The sequence below is a fragment of the Deltaproteobacteria bacterium HGW-Deltaproteobacteria-4 genome (assembly GCA_002841765.1).
GTDB lineage: Bacteria > Desulfobacterota > Desulfuromonadia > Desulfuromonadales > UBA2197 > UBA2197.
Map to the genome: position 1 here is coordinate 141,212 of PHAV01000005.1, position 17,131 is coordinate 158,342.

The 17,131-nt window shown below is 55.1% G+C and carries 18 protein-coding genes; 13 read left to right on the forward strand and 5 right to left on the reverse strand.

The annotated features are described in order from the left end of the window. Nucleotides 1–21 precede the first annotated feature (21 nt). Together CVU69_04795 and CVU69_04800 are read right to left on the reverse strand one after the other, a co-directional pair. Nucleotides 22–393 carry a hypothetical protein gene (locus CVU69_04795; GenBank protein ID PKN13020.1) on the reverse strand — a complete coding sequence of 124 codons (372 nt, stop codon included), beginning with the start codon at nucleotides 391–393 and terminating at the stop codon, nucleotides 22–24. A 36-nt stretch (nucleotides 394–429) separates the two neighbouring features. Continuing rightward, nucleotides 430–921: a PaaI family thioesterase gene (locus tag CVU69_04800; GenBank protein ID PKN13021.1), complete on the reverse strand. Its 492-nt coding sequence runs from the start codon at nucleotides 919–921 to the stop codon at nucleotides 430–432. Nucleotides 922–1,034: 113 nt separating this feature from the next. On the opposite strand from CVU69_04800, the gene folK reads away from it, so the two are divergent. From folK to CVU69_04825, 5 genes are all read left to right on the forward strand, one after another. Continuing rightward, complete coding sequence (folK, locus tag CVU69_04805) at nucleotides 1,035–1,526, forward strand: 2-amino-4-hydroxy-6-hydroxymethyldihydropteridine diphosphokinase (GenBank protein PKN13050.1); 492 nt, start codon at nucleotides 1,035–1,037, stop codon at nucleotides 1,524–1,526. A gap of 3 nt (nucleotides 1,527–1,529) precedes the next feature. Beyond that, a complete protein-coding gene (locus tag CVU69_04810; protein PKN13022.1) occupies nucleotides 1,530–1,796 on the forward strand; it encodes a hypothetical protein in 267 nt (88 codons plus the stop codon). A gap of 38 nt (nucleotides 1,797–1,834) precedes the next feature. Beyond that, on the forward strand, nucleotides 1,835–2,482 hold the full coding sequence (gene fsa / locus CVU69_04815; protein PKN13023.1) for a fructose-6-phosphate aldolase: 648 nt from the start codon (nucleotides 1,835–1,837) through the stop codon (nucleotides 2,480–2,482). 129 nt (nucleotides 2,483–2,611) lie between these two features. Continuing rightward, nucleotides 2,612–3,769, forward strand: a complete 1,158-nt coding sequence (locus CVU69_04820; GenBank protein ID PKN13024.1) for an ADP-forming succinate--CoA ligase subunit beta — start codon at nucleotides 2,612–2,614, stop codon at nucleotides 3,767–3,769. A gap of 12 nt (nucleotides 3,770–3,781) precedes the next feature. After that, nucleotides 3,782–4,657 (forward strand): succinate--CoA ligase subunit alpha, encoded by an 876-nt coding sequence (locus tag CVU69_04825; GenBank protein ID PKN13025.1) that lies wholly within the window; start codon nucleotides 3,782–3,784, stop codon nucleotides 4,655–4,657. Nucleotides 4,658–4,721: 64 nt separating this feature from the next. On the opposite strand, the gene CVU69_04830 is transcribed toward CVU69_04825, so the two are convergent. The 3 genes from CVU69_04830 to CVU69_04840 form a co-directional block, all read right to left on the reverse strand. Continuing rightward, complete coding sequence (locus CVU69_04830) at nucleotides 4,722–6,710, reverse strand: hypothetical protein (protein PKN13026.1); 1,989 nt, start codon at nucleotides 6,708–6,710, stop codon at nucleotides 4,722–4,724. A gap of 2 nt (nucleotides 6,711–6,712) precedes the next feature. Next, the gene (locus CVU69_04835) at nucleotides 6,713–7,726 is read right to left on the reverse strand and encodes an endolytic transglycosylase MltG (GenBank protein PKN13027.1); all 1,014 of its coding nucleotides are present in this window, start codon (nucleotides 7,724–7,726) and stop codon (nucleotides 6,713–6,715) included. Nucleotides 7,727–7,816: 90 nt separating this feature from the next. Then, complete coding sequence (locus CVU69_04840; protein ID PKN13028.1) at nucleotides 7,817–8,413, reverse strand: acyl-phosphate glycerol 3-phosphate acyltransferase; 597 nt, start codon at nucleotides 8,411–8,413, stop codon at nucleotides 7,817–7,819. A 357-nt stretch (nucleotides 8,414–8,770) separates the two neighbouring features. Between CVU69_04840 and CVU69_04845 the strand changes: the two genes are divergently transcribed. The 8 genes from CVU69_04845 (at nucleotide 8,771) to CVU69_04880 (ending at nucleotide 16,946) form a co-directional block, all read left to right on the forward strand. Next, on the forward strand, nucleotides 8,771–10,252 hold the full coding sequence (locus CVU69_04845) for a type II secretion system protein GspE (protein PKN13029.1): 1,482 nt from the start codon (nucleotides 8,771–8,773) through the stop codon (nucleotides 10,250–10,252). Beyond that, entirely contained in the window at nucleotides 10,252–11,460 is a 1,209-nt protein-coding gene (locus tag CVU69_04850) for a hypothetical protein (protein PKN13030.1), read from the forward strand. The genes CVU69_04845 and CVU69_04850 overlap by 1 nt, the downstream gene beginning before the upstream one ends. Then, complete coding sequence (locus tag CVU69_04855; GenBank protein PKN13031.1) at nucleotides 11,460–12,326, forward strand: hypothetical protein; 867 nt, start codon at nucleotides 11,460–11,462, stop codon at nucleotides 12,324–12,326. The genes CVU69_04850 and CVU69_04855 overlap by 1 nt, the downstream gene beginning before the upstream one ends. Before the next feature lie 4 nt (nucleotides 12,327–12,330). Further along, on the forward strand, nucleotides 12,331–13,779 hold the full coding sequence (locus tag CVU69_04860) for a hypothetical protein (GenBank protein PKN13032.1): 1,449 nt from the start codon (nucleotides 12,331–12,333) through the stop codon (nucleotides 13,777–13,779). Next, nucleotides 13,776–14,279, forward strand: a complete 504-nt coding sequence (locus tag CVU69_04865; GenBank protein ID PKN13033.1) for a hypothetical protein — start codon at nucleotides 13,776–13,778, stop codon at nucleotides 14,277–14,279. Before CVU69_04860 ends, CVU69_04865 begins: the two co-directional genes overlap by 4 nt. Then, nucleotides 14,269–14,643, forward strand: coding sequence for a hypothetical protein (locus CVU69_04870; protein ID PKN13034.1), 375 nt, complete (start codon nucleotides 14,269–14,271; stop codon nucleotides 14,641–14,643). Before CVU69_04865 ends, CVU69_04870 begins: the two co-directional genes overlap by 11 nt. Further along, nucleotides 14,582–16,189: a hypothetical protein gene (locus CVU69_04875; GenBank protein ID PKN13035.1), complete on the forward strand. Its 1,608-nt coding sequence runs from the start codon at nucleotides 14,582–14,584 to the stop codon at nucleotides 16,187–16,189. The genes CVU69_04870 and CVU69_04875 overlap by 62 nt, the downstream gene beginning before the upstream one ends. 187 nt (nucleotides 16,190–16,376) lie before the next feature. After that, nucleotides 16,377–16,946 carry a hypothetical protein gene (locus CVU69_04880; GenBank protein PKN13051.1) on the forward strand — a complete coding sequence of 190 codons (570 nt, stop codon included), beginning with the start codon at nucleotides 16,377–16,379 and terminating at the stop codon, nucleotides 16,944–16,946. Nucleotides 16,947–17,131: the final 185 nt, after the last annotated feature.

The window sequence follows — 17,131 nt, forward strand, 5'->3', positions numbered from 1 at the left end:
CTGCCCCGTTTTATTGATAGTTCATTTCTGTAAAGGTTTTGCGGTTGCGCGATACTCCTTGGGAACATCCGCGAGACGCGTAGTCAAATGTAATCCCCCTGCTTTGTCCGTATAAACGTAGCCGCCCGGCTCGACTTCGTGTTGCAATAGAGGTTCAATCTTTTTAAGCATCGCCGGAGGCAGCGTTGGCGACCAGTCCTTTTTTACCCCTTCGAGACGAAGATCGTCCTTTTTGGCCAGGAGAATAATCCGGCCGCGAAAATCTTTGTAAAATGTTTGCGCAGCACGATAGGCCGGCGCATCCAGGGAGTAATTCATCAGGAGTTGATCGGCGGCCACGCAGCTGCTGACAATGATCACAGCCCATAACAGCCAGATAAAGAGACGTTTCATATTCATCCTTCTTGAGAACTAAAAAGCAAAAGATATTTAACTCCCAGGCAGAGTGATGCAGAGGCATTCCCCTTCGGCATAGATAGTTGCGCCCCGGCAGATCCGGCCATGCACCAGGATTTTTCGTCCGACGACCGAGATGATGTCGGTCTCGACGGTGACGACCTGCTCTATGGGCAGAAGGCCACGAAAGCTGACGTTAAGATTGCCGACGACAATGCGATGACCGGTTGCCCAGGCGGCCAACCCCAGGACTTCGTCGAGAACCGCCGCGATCGCCCCGCCATGGGCGTTTCCCGGCGGCCCCTCGGTCTCGGGACCGAACCAGATGCGGGCGCGCAGTTGCTGCGCCGGATTACGGAAATAACGCACGCGGAAACGCTCGCCGTCAGGATCACCGGAAACGAAGCGCAGTGATTTGCCGACCAGGGCCGGGGCATCGAAAGGGGTCCAGTCGGATTCCCCACTTAGATTGGGAGGGGGGGGAAGAGTTGAGGAAATCGACACGGCAGACTCCTTGACGGTCATTGTATTGGCTGAGGGGCGTTACCATAACAGAGTTTTTGCTTGCTGAAAAGTCGGTTGACTGGAAGATAGCGCCGTGTTTTAATTCCATCGTGCTTGCCGCCTCTTGTCTTCCCATTCGCGCATTTATCGCTTTCGGCTCCAATCTGGGTGACCGCCATGCTCTTTTGCTGGCGGCGCGGCAGGAACTTTGCTCGACGCCAGGGATCAACTGTGTCGCGGCTTCGTCCCTGTACGAAAGTGAAGCGTATGGCGGACCAGAAGGACAGGGTCTTTATCTCAATGCGGTTATCGAGATTGCCACAACCCTCGCTCCCGCTGCCCTTCTGCAGTTATTGCATAACATCGAAAGCAGACACGGCCGCATCCGCCGCGAACGCTGGTCCGAACGCACCCTTGATCTCGATCTGCTTTTTTACAACGACCTGATCCTCCAGACCGGGAGTTTGACGCTCCCCCATCCCCGGTTGCACGAGCGCGCTTTTGTGCTCCTCCCCTGCGCGGAGATTGCGCCAACGCTCCTCCATCCGGTCTATGGTCGGACGATTTTGCAGTTAAGCGAAGAAATAGAGCCTTCCGGAACCTGGCTGGCAAAGCAAAGGTGGTGAAGAATGGCGTGGTTTTTGATCCGACTCCTGTTGCTGGTGATCCTTTTTCTGCTGCTTAAACGGTTATGGACGTCCCTCTGTGGCGCTGTCCGGGACGAAGGGGGGTTACCGCCCCGCAGCGAGACTTCACCGCAGCCGATGGTGCGCGACCCCGAATGTGGTCTTCATCTCCCTTTGCCCGACGCCCTCACCGTTCAGACAGAAAAGGGTCTCCGTTATTTCTGTTCACGGGAATGTCGCGATGCTTATCTGGCTAAAGAACATAAATAACTCTTCTCCCCTCCCTCTGCATTGAAAGGCCAAAAAGAATGAAGTTTTTTATCGACACTGCTGAAATTGCCGAAATCCGTGCTGCCTGCGAACTCGGTCTCGTCGATGGCGTTACCACCAATCCTTCGCTGATTGCCAAGAGCGGCCGGATCTTTACTGAAGTCCTTGCCGAGATTGCTGCGTTGGTCGACGGGCCGATCTCCGCCGAAGTCATCGCCCTTGATGCGCCGGGGATGATTGCCGAAGGCCGCGAACTGGTGAAGATTGCCAAAAACATCGTCATCAAGGTGCCGATGACGAGTGAAGGCCTCAAGGCGACGCAGGTCTTCAGTAAAGAAGGGATCAAGACCAACGTCACCCTGATCTTCTCGGCGCTGCAGGCCCTTCTTGCCGCCAAGGCCGGCGCCACTTACGTCTCCCCCTTTGTCGGTCGTCTCGATGATATCGGTCACGACGGCATGGACGGCGTCGACCAGATCAAGACGATCTTCAGCAATTACGGTTATGACACTGAAATTATCGTCGCTTCGGTGCGCAGTCCCATGCATGTGCATAATGCCGCCCTGATCGGTGCCGATATCTGCACCATCCCCTTCAGCGTCATGACCCAGTTGGCGAAACACCCCCTGACCGATATCGGCATTGAAAAGTTCCTGGCCGATTGGCAGAAGAGTAAAAAAGGCTGATTCCACTTTCCTGGATCTTTAACCCGCCGTTTGGTCTCTCAAGAAAATGAGGGTCCATGCGGCGGGTTTTTTATTTTCTGCTAAAATGAGACGTCACCGGCTACAAGCAGGGAGCAAAGGAGGAAGAAGATGAATATTCACGAATATCAGGCCAAGGAACTGCTCGGCAGTTACGATATCCCGGTGCCGCGCGGCCGCGTCTGTCTCACCGCCGACCAGGTCGAACGGGCGGCGAAGATGATGGGGGGGCGCTGTGTCGTCAAGGCCCAGGTCTACGCCGGCGGGCGCGGCAAGGCCGGCGGCGTCAAGTTGGTGCATCATCCCGAACAGGCGCAGGACCTCGCCAAAGAGCTCTTTGGCCGCAAGCTGGTGACGAATCAGACCGGCCCGGAAGGGCTGCGCGTCCGCCGCATCCTCGTCGAAGAAGCGGTCGAGATCGCTAAAGAATTCTATCTCTCCATCACCCTCGACCGCGAAAGCTCCCGCTACTGCATCATTGCATCGGCGCAGGGGGGGATCGATATCGAGGCGGTAGCGCAGAAGTCGCCGGAGAGTATCCATGTCCTTACCATCGACCCCTTTGCCGGCCTCCGCTCCTTTCAGGCGCGCAAGATCGCCCTCGCCCTCGGCCTCACTGGCAGTGTCTGTGAAGATTGTGTCGCCCTCCTCCTTAGTCTTTACCGCGTCTGCCTCGAAAAGGATTGCGCCCTGATCGAGATCAATCCCCTCGTCGTCACCAAGGCCGGCTGGCTGATGGCGATGGACGCCAAGATCACTTTTGACGACAACGCCGTCTTTCGCCATCGCGAATACCCCGACATGGTCGACTATTCCCAGCTCGATCCCCTCGAAATCACCGCCGGCAAGTACGACCTTGCCTACATCAAGCTGGACGGCTCCATCGGTTGCCTGGTCAATGGCGCCGGCCTCGCCATGGCCACCCTCGATGTCCTCCACGAATGCGGCGGCAAGCCCGCCAACTTCCTTGATGTCGGCGGCGGCGCCACCCGCGAAAAGGTGGCGGAAGCCTTTAAGATCATCCTGCAGGACAGCGATGTTCAGGGGATCTTCGTCAATATCTTCGGCGGCATTATGCGCTGCGATGTTATTGCACAGGGGATTATCGAAGCGGCCGGCGAGGTGCGCTGCACCCTGCCGATCGTCGTACGCATGGATGGCTCGCAGGTCGAGGAAGGGAAACGTCTCCTCACCGAATCAGGGCTGAATGTGCAGTGCAGCGACACCCTCGGCGACGGTGCGCAGCGCATCGTGCAGATGCTGGGTTAAGGAGAAAGAGCCATGTCGATATTGTTGAATAAAGATTCCAAGGTGCTGGTACAGGGGATGACCGGTCGCAGCGGCCTCTTCCATGCCCAGGCCTGCCGCGATTACGGCACCCAGATCGTCGCCGGAGTGACACCGGGACGGGGCGGCATTCATGTTGAAGGGATTCCGGTCTTCAACACCGTCGAAGAGGCGGTGCGCTACACCGGTGCCACGGTCTCGATGATCTTTGTGCCGCCGCCGGCCGCTGCCGACGCCATCCTCGAAGCCGGCGCCGCCGGACTGGAGCTGGCGGTCTGTATCACCGAAGGGATTCCGGTTGCCGATATGGTGCCGGTCAAGGCCCTTTTGGCGCGGATGAAGATGCAGCTGATCGGCCCCAACTGTCCTGGCGTCATCACTCCCGGGCAATGCAAGGTCGGGATAATGCCCGGCTACATCCATCAACCGGGGACGATCGGCGTCGTTTCGCGCAGCGGCACCCTTACCTACGAAGCGGTCAAGCAGCTCACCGATGCCGGCCTCGGCCAGTCGACCTGCGTCGGCATCGGCGGCGATCCGATCATCGGCCTGAGTTTCATCGATTGTCTCAAGCTCTTCAATGACGATCCGCAAACTGAAGGGGTCTTCATGATCGGCGAGATCGGCGGCGGTGCTGAAGAAGCGGCGGCGAGTTGGATCAAAGAAAACATGAAAAAGCCGGTCGCCGCCTTTATTGCCGGTGCCACTGCGCCGCCAGGGAAGCGCATGGGGCACGCCGGCGCCATCATCACCGGCGGCAAAGGGCGAGCCGCCGACAAAATCCGCACCCTCAGTGAATGCGGAGTGACGGTGGCGACCAGTCCGACCAAGATGGGGGAAGCGATGCGGACGGCGCTGGGCAAGACGTAGTGGCGTGAACGCAAAAGAGGCCCCGGATAATCAGGGGCCTCTTTTTAAATCCAGTTTCAAGAAATTACCCCCCGAACATCCTCCCGAAGATCCCCTTCTTCTCCTTCTCCCGCTTTTCCTGAATCCGCCGCAGCCCCTTGCGCGCCAGACTGTTGCGCGCATCAATCTTCAACGCTTTGTTGAACTCTGCTTCCGCCAGCGCTTCCTGTCCTCCGTCAGCGAGGACCCAGCCCTTGAAGGCAAAGGCCGGGGCGGTGCGCTCCAGGGTAATGGCGCGGTTGAGCATCTGCTTGGCGCGGTCGAGGGTCGGGCGACTGGCGGCGTACTGGGGATTGCGATAGATCGCCCAGGCAAGGTGGGCGAGGGTGTCGCCGTTATCCGGCTCGATGGCGCAGGCGTCTTTCAGGGCCTTCTCGGCATTGTCCCACTCTTCCATGTCGATAAAGACCTTGCCTGACTGGGCCTGGATCTCGGCGCGAAAGCGTTCATCCCCTTTATGGCCGAGGCCGATCGTCTCGGAGCCGAGGAGCTGATCGTACTTCTCCTTCTTGACGACATCGGAGAGGGTTTCATAGGCGTTGGCGAACATCGCCATGATCTCTTCGGCCTGATTTGCTTCCGCACCTCCGAGTTCCATCAGGAGGTCGGGTCCGAACTCCTTGCTGCGGGCAAAGTAATTCTCTTTGAGTTGGTTGAAAGAGAACTTCTCCCGGGTCAAACCGAGGATTTCGTAGTAGTTCTTCCCTTGCAGGCGGGCAAAGGTGGCAGCGACGGCACTGCCCTCTTTTGCCGGCGCTGCGGGCGGAGGCGTTGTTGGGGCAGTCATGTCCGATACAGTGTCTTTGTCGCGGAGATCGTTGAAACTTTCGAGCTTTCCCCACTCGGTATTCTCCTCCAGCGCCTCGGCGGGAGCATTAAAGAGGCGGCGCAGCGGCCAGGGGGGCGCGTCTGCTGCCGTTGTCGGTGTGGCGCTATAGCGGATCATCCCCAAGGACTGGAGGAGAAAAAGGAGAGGAAAAAGTTCCGCATTCCCTGCAGTGCTGCTGGCAGTCCGCTGCGTACCACTTAGCAGCGGCAGGAGCGCGCACTCTGCTTCGCTGAGGCGCAGGGAATTAATATGGCGGAAATAGTCCGGGGTTTTGACCGGATAGTGGTCTTTGATCCGGAAAAAATAGGCGGCGCTGCGGGTTGGCGTCCAGGTGGAACGGAGCCCCTGCAAGATAATCTCGGCGAGGTTGATGGTGATGACCTGCAAGCCGGGAGGGAGGGTCAGGGGCTGAAACTTTGCTGTCATCGCCGGAAAGGCAAAGCCGGACAGTAATTCCCGGGTCAGGTAAGAGAATTTCTGTTCCAGGAGCTCGTTGTAGTGCAGGCAGCCCATCTGGACGAGGAGGTTGTGTCGAAATTCGCCGGACTGAGCATAGTATTGATATTCCCCGTCATTGATCGCTCCCTGCCGCAGGAGATAATCCCCGAAGTCACGATGAATGAAGCCGGGGCGCAGCGACACCGGTGAGCCGTTGACGAGCAGCAGTTGCCGCGAGACCTGACCATCGTTGAGGGTCAACTCTCCCGAGAGAGAACGGAGAAAGGCCTGGGTGAGATGGCGGTCGAAGCTGCTGGCGCGGGGGGCCGCTGCTGCCGGCGGAATGTCCGCGCCCTCCGGCGTTTTCAATGCTTGGTCGATAGCGGATTGCAGCTGCCCCGGGGTGAAGGGCTTTTCGAGAAAGGCGCTGACGCCAAGATCCTGCATGGCGGTTTGGTAGCGCTCGCCTTTGTAAACGCCACTCATCACCACCACCGGCAGCGGCGCTGTCTTGCCGGAAGCACGGAGCTTGCGCAGCAGTTCCACTCCGTGCAGGCCGGGAATTTGCAAATCGAGCAGGAGGAGGACAAAGGGGGAGGAAAGGATCATCTTCAGGGCGGTGATGCCGTCGCCGGCCCGTTCGCAGTGATAGCCCCGGGCCTGCAAGCGTTGCTGTAGCAGCGCCGCCAGAGCGGGCTGATCTTCGACAATCAGGATGCGGGGTCGGGCGGAGTCGGGCGTCACCATCGTCACCTGGCGGACGCGCGCTGGCGCAGCCGGTAGCTGCGCACGGCGTCGTTATGGCTCTTCAGATCGGCAGAGAAGACATGGCTGCCGTCCCCACGGGCGACAAAATAGAGATAATTGGTTTGGGCTGGATAGGCGGTGGCGCGCAAGGCATCGGCGCCGGGGGAGGCGATCGGGCCCGGTGGTAGCCCCTCGATTTTATAGGTATTGTAGGGAGTCCGGCGTTGCAGGTCAGCCTTGCTGATACTGCTGTTGCTATTGTTGATGCCGTAGGTCACGGTCGGATCGGCCTGGAGCGGCATCCGGCGGCGCAGGCGGTTATGAAAGACCGAAGCGATAATCGGCATCTCTTCAATCTTTCTCGCCTCTTTCTGCACAATCGAGGCGAGGGTCACCAGTTGCGGCAGAGTCAGTCCCTGCTCCTTGGCGGCAGTAATCAGCTCTTCTGACAGCCGTTTGCGGAACTCCCGCACCATCATCTGCAACAGTTGTCGCGGCGCTGCGTCGATGGCGGCAAAGTAGGTCTCGGGAAAGAGGTAGCCTTCCAGTGAGGGGCCGGGAAGATCGAGACTCTTGAGGAAATCTGAATCGCGACTGAGGCGGAGAAATTCATGCGCCGGCCCATAGCCGAGATTCTCCAGGCGGGCGGCAATCTCTTTGAGGGCAAAACCTTCGGGGATGGTGATGCGGCGCAGGACAATGTCGCCGGCGAGAAGACGGCGCAAGATCTCCCCCGGCGTTGCCGCCTTGGAAAAATCGTAGATACCGATCTTGATCGCCCCCTCCCCCTTTTTTAAGCGGGTGAGGAAACGGAAGTTGTTGGCACTGGTGATGATGCCGTTCTTTTCGAGAAGAACTGCCGTCTGGGTGATCGACATGCCGGGGGGAATCGACAGGCGGAGCGTCGTTGGCGGGGTGATCGGGCGGGTGGTAAAGAGCCAGAATTGTCCAAGCAGAAAGGTCGGCGGCAGCAGCAGGCAAAGAAACGCCAAGATGATAGAGGTCCGTCGAGTCATTGGCGATCAAGGTCCATTAAGAGGGGCGAAGGTAGTGGTTATTTTAGAGAAGAGCACCGCCAGAGTCAAGCCGCTCCCCGAGCATTGCCGTCAGGCGTTGAAGCGACTCTCTGTGCCGTCGAGGAGGCGGCGGATGTTGGCACTGTGGCGGAGAATAACGAGGATGCTGATCAGCAGGGACGCCGCCAGTAGCTCGTGGGAGCGATTGATGAAAAGGACCAGGAAAGGGAGAAGTGTCGCTGCCGCAATCGAGCCGAGGGAGACGTAGCGAGTTTTGTAGAGGATGCCGCCGAAAAGAACCATGGCGATCAGGACCGCCAGCGGCGAAAGGATCAGGTAGATGCCGAGGGCGGTTGCCACCCCTTTCCCTCCTTTGAAACCGAGATAGACCGGATAACAATGACCGAGAAACGCGGCCACAGCCACGGCGGCGACGACCCATTCGGGGAGGAGGAGCGCGAACTTGGCAAAAGCGACGGGAATGGCACCTTTGAGAAGATCGCCCAAAAGGGTGAGGATGCCGAGTTTTTTTCCGGCGACGCGGTACACATTGGTCGCACCGATATTGCCGCTGCCGGCGTTGCGTATATCACCTCCGCCGAAGAAGCGGGTGAGAAGGACGCCGCAGGGGATGGCGCCGATCAGATAGGCAACAAGGATGAGGATCAAGAGAAAGGGTAAAGTCATAAAAAACTCCAGAAAATAACAAAAGCGGCCAGGGCCGCTTGTTTGTGAAAGGAATGGCCAGGAAAAGGAGTTAATTCAAAAAAATTGCCGTCGAAATGGGTTCTATTCCTCAGGAAGGGGGAGAATTGGGCCTGATTGGCTTGTTTAGTAAAAGATTTCTAGCATGTCTGCATAAACAAAGACAAGGCTTAACCATAATTAGATACGGGACGCTATGGTTCTTTTATAGCGCTGTGAGCTAGCGGTCAAGACGAGACTTCGATGGATTTATAAAATGTTGCTGGTAATTTTAAAAATCGTGCAACTGTTCTGATTTTTGGGTAATATCTGGTTTGCTAATGGCCTGCTACAACAACCATGGACGATCTTATGCCACCACGCAAGCGTATCGGCGAAATTCTTATGGAAAACGGGTTTATTACCGAGACCCAGTTGCAGGTTGCCCTTGAGGAGCAGAAGAAGACAGGCGAACTCCTCGGCTCGATTCTTTTTGGGCTCGGTTTCATCAGCCAGAAAAATCTTTTCAAAGTCCTTTCGGCCACCCAGCAGGATACCCGTAACCTTCCTGAACGGGAGGCATTCGGCCAGGAAGTTCCAGAAGAGATCGATTATCTCGTCCAGCAGAGTAGTTCGCTTTTTCATAAAAACGCTGATCTGCAAAATGCCGAACTCGACTCGCCTCATTCTCCTCTTGTTAATCTGGTCGAGAAGATCCTGAGCAACGGGATCCGTCGCGGTGCCACGGATGTGCATATTAATCCGGATTTGAAGGGGGTGCGTATTCGTTATCGGGTCGACGGTGTTCTCCATCACGGCATGTTCCTGCCGGGCAAACTCCTTAACCCGATCGTCTCCCGCATCAAAGTTATGGGTCGGATGAATATTGCCGAAACCCGCGTGCCGCAGGATGGCAGCGCTGAATTTTTTTACAAAAACCGCGGACTCGACCTGCGCATCTCCTCCTTTCCGGTGATTGGCGGCGAGAACGTCGTCATTCGCGTGCTCGACAAATCGCAGGTGCTGGTCGGAATCGAGAGCCTCGGGTTCCTTGAAGAGGACATTGACCGCATCAACGAGGCCCTCACTCTTCCTTACGGCATGATTCTGGTGACCGGTCCGACCGGTTCCGGAAAGACCACAACTCTCTATTCTTTCCTGTCGATGATCAACAGCGTCAACCGCAACATGTTCACTATTGAAGATCCGGTCGAATATCATCTTCCTCTGGCCCGCCAGGCGCAGGTCAATGTCAAGGCCGGCTTGACCTTCTCCACTGGACTGCGCTCTATTCTGCGGCAGGATCCGGATGTTATTCTTGTCGGCGAAATGCGAGACGCAGAAACCTCTGAGCTTGCGGTGCGTGCCGCCCTCACCGGCCACCTGGTCTTTAGTACTCTGCACACGAATGACGCTGTCTCGACCATCGTCCGTCTGACCGACATCGGTATCGACCCATTTTTGATCTCCTCAACTCTTGACACCATCGTTGCTCAGCGTTTGGCCCGGGTTCTCTGCCCGCAGTGCAAAGAACCGTTCGTCACAGATGACCCGGCCTACAAGTTTGTTGGCGTTGATCCCGAGAGCGTGACCCTTTACCATCCCACCGGTTGTCGCGCCTGTGATAATACAGGGTTCAAGGGGCGCACTGTCATTTATGAAATTCTCAAGGTTGATCGCCGCATTCGTGAGTTGATCAATGCGCGCGCCAGCATTGACGATATTCGTAATGCCGCCATCGAAAACGGTTTTCGTGGCATGAGCGAAATCGGCCTGAAGAAGGTTCGCCAAGGGGTGACGACCCTTGAGGAAGTTCGGAGTATTGCGCGGACGGCACTCTGATGGCGACCTACTCTTACCGCGCTATTGATTCGAACTCTCATATCCAGCTCGGGAAAATGGCTGCCTCGAACGAGACCGTTCTCGAGAAGACCCTGGGAATGCAGGGACTGACCCTCATCGAAGCGAAAAAGAGTTTCGGAATCTCGCTTGAGAACCTTTTTGCCCCACATTTTTGTGAAACAGATCTCCTCAACCTCACCTATCTGTTACAACAGATCGTCATTTCCGGGATCTCACTGGTATCTGGTCTACAGGATGTCGTTGAAGGCGGCAGCCGGAAGACATTAGCCCCCGCCTTCCAGTCTCTCTGCAGTGGCGTGCAGTCGGGGATGTCTTTGTCCGAGGCGATGCAGGAGCGGGCCGATATCTTTCCCCTCTACTATATTCAGATGATTCGCGCCGGGGAGATCTCCGGTACTCTTGAGCAGAGTCTTGACTATCTGTTGAAATATCTCGAATGGCAGATTGAATTCAAGAAGTCGATCCGTTCCATGCTCGTCTACCCGACCATTGTTCTCAGTTTTATGGCGATCCTCGGCGCCATCCTCTTTATCTTTGTCTTCCCGGCGCTGATTGGTGTGCTGGTCAGCCTTAATGCCGCGCTGCCATTGCCGACCCGGATCGTTATGGCTATCTCCGGTTTCGCCCAAAACTACAGTCTGGTGATCGGCTTCTTCTTGATGGCCCTTACCGTCGTTTATCATCAACTGACCAAAGATCCGGCCATTCGTCGAAAGGTTGACTATTTTCTTCTCAAGCTGCCAATTATCGGTGATTTAGTGAACAAGATCAATCTGTCGCGCTATTTCAAGACGCTGGCGACATTACAATCGGCAGGGCTCGACATTCAAGCGACCTTCAGTACCGCGGCCGGGGGCATTAACAACAGCGAACTGCGTGCCCGCATGGTCCTTGTGACCGAGGCGATCCTCAGCGGCGGTTCTGTCGCGGCTGCTTTTGTCGCCACCGGAGCCGTTCCGCCGCTGGTCATCAGTATGGTCTCGATCGGCGAAAAGACCGGGAATTTTGACGGTGCACTTTCGCGCTCCAGCGATATATTCGATCAAGAGGTACGCGAAACCGTAAAGCGGCTCTTTGCGGCCGTTGAACCGCTCATCGTTATCTGTCTCGGGGTGATGCTGCTGGTGGTTCTGCTCTCTATTTTCCTGCCGCTTTACGGCATTGTCGGTAATATCAAGGGGCGCTGATGAGTAGGAACGGTTTTACTTTGATCGAGATTATCGTAGTTATGGCCATCATGTCGATTCTGGCTGGTGTACTGACCCCGATAGTCTACCGTGTTTGGGACGACCAGAAGGTTGATGAGACCAAAGCACGTATGGCCGCACTGAAAGTTGCTATTGCCGGTGATCCTGAACTTTATCAGCAGGGAATACGCAGTGATTACGGTTTTGTCGGCGATATTGGCGCGTTGCCGAACATGGTCGACGACCTTGTCAGCGATTCCGGTATCTGGGCAGGCTGGAATGGCCCTTATCTTAATGGCTTTGATGCCGTCGCTTTCAAGGTCGATGCCTGGGGCCGACCCATTGTTTTTGCCGAGCACATCCCCCCGCTGGAGGTGTCAGGAGAAGAGGTTGCCGCGACTCTACGCAGCGCCGGGCCAGACGGAAGCTTCGGCACAAGTGACGATATCGATGAAAATAGCGCTCTGTTCCTGCAGATTTTAAGCAAAGAGATCTGGCCGACAGCGATGATCCGGGGGAATTTGAGTGTTACTCTGACGGCGACGACTGAGGCGACGCCGGTCTATTATGCCAATCTTCGGGCCGGTTACCGAAATGGCACAGGGACGGCAACTACTTTCACCGACTGCATCGCTTTGAACATCGGCTTGGTCCAACCCGGTGTACCGAAGACCGTCATCCAGGCATTTAACAGCAATTTTCCCGTGACTCTGCCAATTGGACAGATTATGCTGCGCAGTCGACTCTTCAACGATTCAGGTTGTGAATCACTGTTGGAAGAGACCAATGACATGGCGATCTTCGTCAGTAACGGGCTAAGTGAGCTTTCTCTAAATCTGCCGATGCTCTACTACAGGATTAACTAGGCTTATGAAGGATCCGGTACAACTCTTTATCGACCAGCGCGGGCAAGACCTGCGCGCCCTCCTGACCGAGAGCGGTCGGGTTCTGGCGAGTGTCATCGTCCCCGGTCCCCTTGACGGAGCCGGCGTCCTTCAGGAGTTGATCGCGGTACTGGAAGCCAAGGTCGGGCGGAAGCCGGAGCAGGCGCATCTGCTGATTGCTGACGATCAGGTAAAGTTCAGCACCTTTTGTCTGCAAAGAATGCCCCTTGCCGACGTTGAGATGATTGTCCAGCGCAGCATTGCCACGGCGACCGGCGAGAAGGAACCGATTTTTTGCCTGACCCCCCTTGACCCCCAGCAGGACAAGGATGTCTTCCTGGCCGAGCAGATCCCTCGGGAAACGATCACTCGTCTTATTCGGCTCTTTGCTGCCGTCCATCTCCGCTTGGCCTCGGTCTCTTCCGCTCTGCAGGCCAATCTGGTCTCTTTTTTGCCACACCGTGCCGGTATTCTCCAGGCTCAGGTTATCTTTGACATCAACCCTGAGTCGGTCACGGCCATCTTTATTTCACCGACCGAGATTCTTCACCACGAGACGGCGACGATCCTGGAGAACGATCGGGAGACAACTCATTCCGGCGAAGCTGACTCTGCCCGGACCATCAAACGGAAGATTTTCACTATCCTTAATGTCATCCATGGCCTTTATTCCCAATATATGATGACTCATCCCCAGTCTCCTGTGGAGAAGGTTTGGCTTTGTGGTCCGGGAGCAGAGACCGCCGGCCTGGTGGATTCTCTGGTCGATGCCATGGATCTGGAGGTTGCGCCCCTTGACTTGCTCGCCGGGGAGATTGAAAAAAGCCAGGCTTTCACTCCCTTGGCCGGATTGATTCATGCCCACAACCAGAAAGGCTACATCAATTTTATTTCGGGGGAGATTGCCAACTCGTCACGCGCCGCAAGCTTGACACGAAGGACTTTGTTTGGAGGTCTCATTGTGTTGTTGCTGGCGGCTGTCGCTATGACAGCATACCTGGAAATCCAGCGATTGGAAAAGAGTCTGGCCACGGAGAGATCCGAACTCCAGACCTTGCAGGCCGCGGCAGCTATTGACCAGGCCCGGGTTGTGAACCTTCATTTTCTCAAGGAAATTAGCAATAACTCGCCGCCGCTTTACGAAATCTTCAGGGAAGTTGCCGAGCGTCTCCCAGGTGAGATCGAGCTTGACGGCATAAATTTTCTCCACGGGGGCGAAGATGCAACCCTGGAATTTTTGGCCGTTACCAGACATAGAACCCCTTGGAAAAATGAGCGGATTTTTACCTCCTTGATGGCGGCACTAGGGGGGGTGCAACATCTGGAGTGCAGTCACAATCCCGACATCGCCATGCTCGATGTCGGGGATGAGAAACTGATCAAAATCAAAATCAGTTGCCGGATAAGTTCACCGCAAGGAGGGACAAAAAGATGAAAAGAATCGTGTTGTTCACGGTGCTCATCCTCTTTGTGGCCAGCGGACTTTACTTAGGTTACGCGAGAAAGACTGACCGTCTGCGCAGCGAATATGACAACGTGCACGCAAAAAAACTGGTACTGCAGCAGGAGGCTCTGGACGTTGCCGAGCTGTCGCGGAACTATGGCGGGACAGCCGATATCGTCGCTTTCACTGAAGCCCTTTATGATTGCGCCAGGAAAACCGGGATTGACGACCACGAAGTTACGACCAGCCAACATCGTGAGGAGCAGCAGGCTCGGGGTGGACGTGGAAAAAAGGGGAATACACTGGTCGTACATCGTCTGGAGGTCTCCCTCTCCGGGAAATTCCAAAGGGTTGCCGAATACATCGTCCAGCTACAAAAACTTGAAAATTACAGTCGAATCAGTCATCTCACCCTGGTTCCCGGAGAAAATGTTCTGAAAGCGAAGATGCGCATCGACCTCTATTCCCTTGGAGAGCCACATGCCCGCTAAGATGAAGACGACAATCGGGGTGATTCTTCTTTTTCTGTTCAGCACCGGGGCCCAGGCCATTGCCGTGGAGAAATCAGCTGCGCGTCGGCAATGGTTCCGCGATCCGTTCCGTTATGGCAGTCAAGTCCCCGGCAGGCAGGCACAAGGGATTCCGGATTCCCAAAAAGCTCAAGAGGTCAGAGTTGGCAAGGAGTTGACGGGTATTTTTGTCAGCAACGGCAACTATCGGGCTCTTTACGGTGGCCGTCTGGTCAGTCCCGGTGACCGGGTCGGCAGCACATATATTCGAGAGATCACCCTTTATGCGGTCATTATTGAAGACAGTACCGGACGCCGCAAAATCGAGTTATTTCATGAAAAATGAGGCAGAGAGAGCAATGAAGAGAATCCAGCGGTTCAGCGTCCCCCTTCTGCTTCTGGTCCTGAGTGGTTGTATTGCCCCGGAGATGTCGCGGGTTTCCAGTACCCTGGCGGCACCGGAATACGTCAACACTCCGGTGGCAGCAACGCAAATCGCGCCACTCATGCCAGAAGCGGAGTCATATCGTCAGATCAACCACAAAAAATTATTCACACTGGCCCTGAACAACGTCGAGATCAAGGACGCTCTGGCTATTCTCTCCGATGAAAGCCCGATCCCGATTGTTCCTGAGCCAGGAGTCAGCGGATTCGTTACGGTGAACATCAAGGATAAGCCCTTGGGAGATCTTCTTTTCATCATGTTGAGACCCCTCGGCTATACGGCCAAAATCGAGGAAGGCATGCTTGTGGTCAGGCAATCCCGTCTGACAACCCGGACCTTTGTGGTCAACTACCTCAAGGACAAAAGAACATCAAAGAGTGTCACCAATGCCTCGATCTCAGCCGGGAATGCTTCGGGAGGGAATGCTTCGCAAGGGAACGTCAGTGTAACGACCTCGATGGATATCGACTTCTGGAGCGAAACCATTAAAAGTGTCGAGACCATTGTTTATGGTACAGACAAGAAGGATGGCGGCACTTCGGGGGCAAGTGTCGTCAGCAATCAGCTCGCCGGAGTTCTTTACGTGGCCGCTCCGGCGGAGACGATGGCAGCGGTCAGTTCCTTTCTTGACAGCGTTGAGAAGGAGGTCAAGCGGCAAGTGCTGATTCAGGCCCATATCGCCGAAATAGACCTTAACGATCGTTTTTCTCTCGGGATTGATTGGAAGGTCTTTCTCGATAGTGCCCACAAACGTTCTATTGCCCAGAATGTACTACCGACCCCCCGGTCGAATGTCTTTGTCATCGACATCAATACGAGTGACTTTAATCTGCTACTCGATGCTTTTAAGGAGCAGGGAGACGTTAAAATGCTCTCCAGTCCGAAAATTTCCACCCTCAATAATCAGAAAGCAGTGATCAAGCTGACGACCAAAGAGGTCACCTGGGTTAATTCCGTCCTGCGTGATCAATACGGGAACGTCACTGAAACGATCAATGTCCCGCAGATCGATGAAGTCGGTCTTTTCCTCGATGTTACCCCGAATGTCGGCGAAAGTGGCAATATTGTCATGCAGGTCCATCCAAGCATCACCGAGGTGAAAGAAGTTTCTATCTCCCCCGACAAATCGAGCAGCAAGCCGGTCATTACTGTGCGCGAAGTTGACACCGTGATTGATGTCAAGTCCGGACAGACGATGGTCATTGGCGGGCTGATCTCGGATAAGATCATCACCACCAAGGGAGGCATTCCGCTCCTCGGCGACATCCCTTATCTGGGATGGCTTTTTTCAAACTACTCACAGGAAAAGCGTAAAACCGAACTCGTAATCTTTTTGACACCCTATATCCTTGACAGTGTCGTTATCGAAGATATTCGCAAGGTGCATGAAAATCGCTTGTGGGGGGCAGAGAAGATCAATCGTTTTGTGGATAAAGTCCTCAAGTGAAATTGTACTCCCCGGCGCTGAAGCGGGAGAGACGGATGGCAATCGAAATCGCTTGTTTTTGATTGACTGGTATTCACTGAAAGAGCAATATCGAATCCTGGGAATGGCTGAAAGACGCAGGACTGTGTATCAGGGAGCAGTAGCAGTCAGGCAGAATTCTGATGATAATTAACTGACCGGAGGAAAGATGAGAACATTAAACAGGAAGATCAACAGGAAAAATAGTGCTGGCTTCACGCTCATTGAAGTCATTGTGATTGTCGCCATTCTTGCCATTCTGGCCGGCATTCTGGCGCCGATGATCTTCAGCCAGATCGATGACGCCAAACTCACCCGCGCTGAAGCCGATTGCAAATCGATAAGTTCAGCAATCCTTGTCTTCCGTAAAGATCTCGGTGTGTGGCCAAACCGGATGGGCGCCGGTTGCCCGGAGGTCACAACCTTAATGCGTGGTGAGGGTGCTCTCCCGGCTGACTTGGCCGCCATGTCATTTTTGACCACCAATGTTATGAACTTCACAGACGTCCTGACGACCGATGATGAAGGCTGCTATAGCACGGATCTGTATCGGGGTCCCTATCTCCCTAATGTTCCGGCAGACCCATGGGGCAATTCGTATGTGGTTGCTGCAAATAATTTTGCTGCGACTTCTACGGATCCGGTCTTTGTTTTTTCTGCAGGTCCTAATGGAAAGATAGAAACACCGACTTTCTCTTTGTCGCCTCTTGGTGATGACATCGGCATTCGTATCAAATAACCGCTAGATTTTTTTGAGGAGAGCGGCAGGGAATCCAGCTTTGCTGTTCCCCTGAAAAGTACTTTAGAACGCTTGCTTCTGTAATATATGAAAGGGCCGGGACGTTATGTTCCGGCCCTTTCATATATTACAGAAGCAAAAAGAGTTATTACCCCATGCGCCGCTCGAGACTCCGATACTGAATC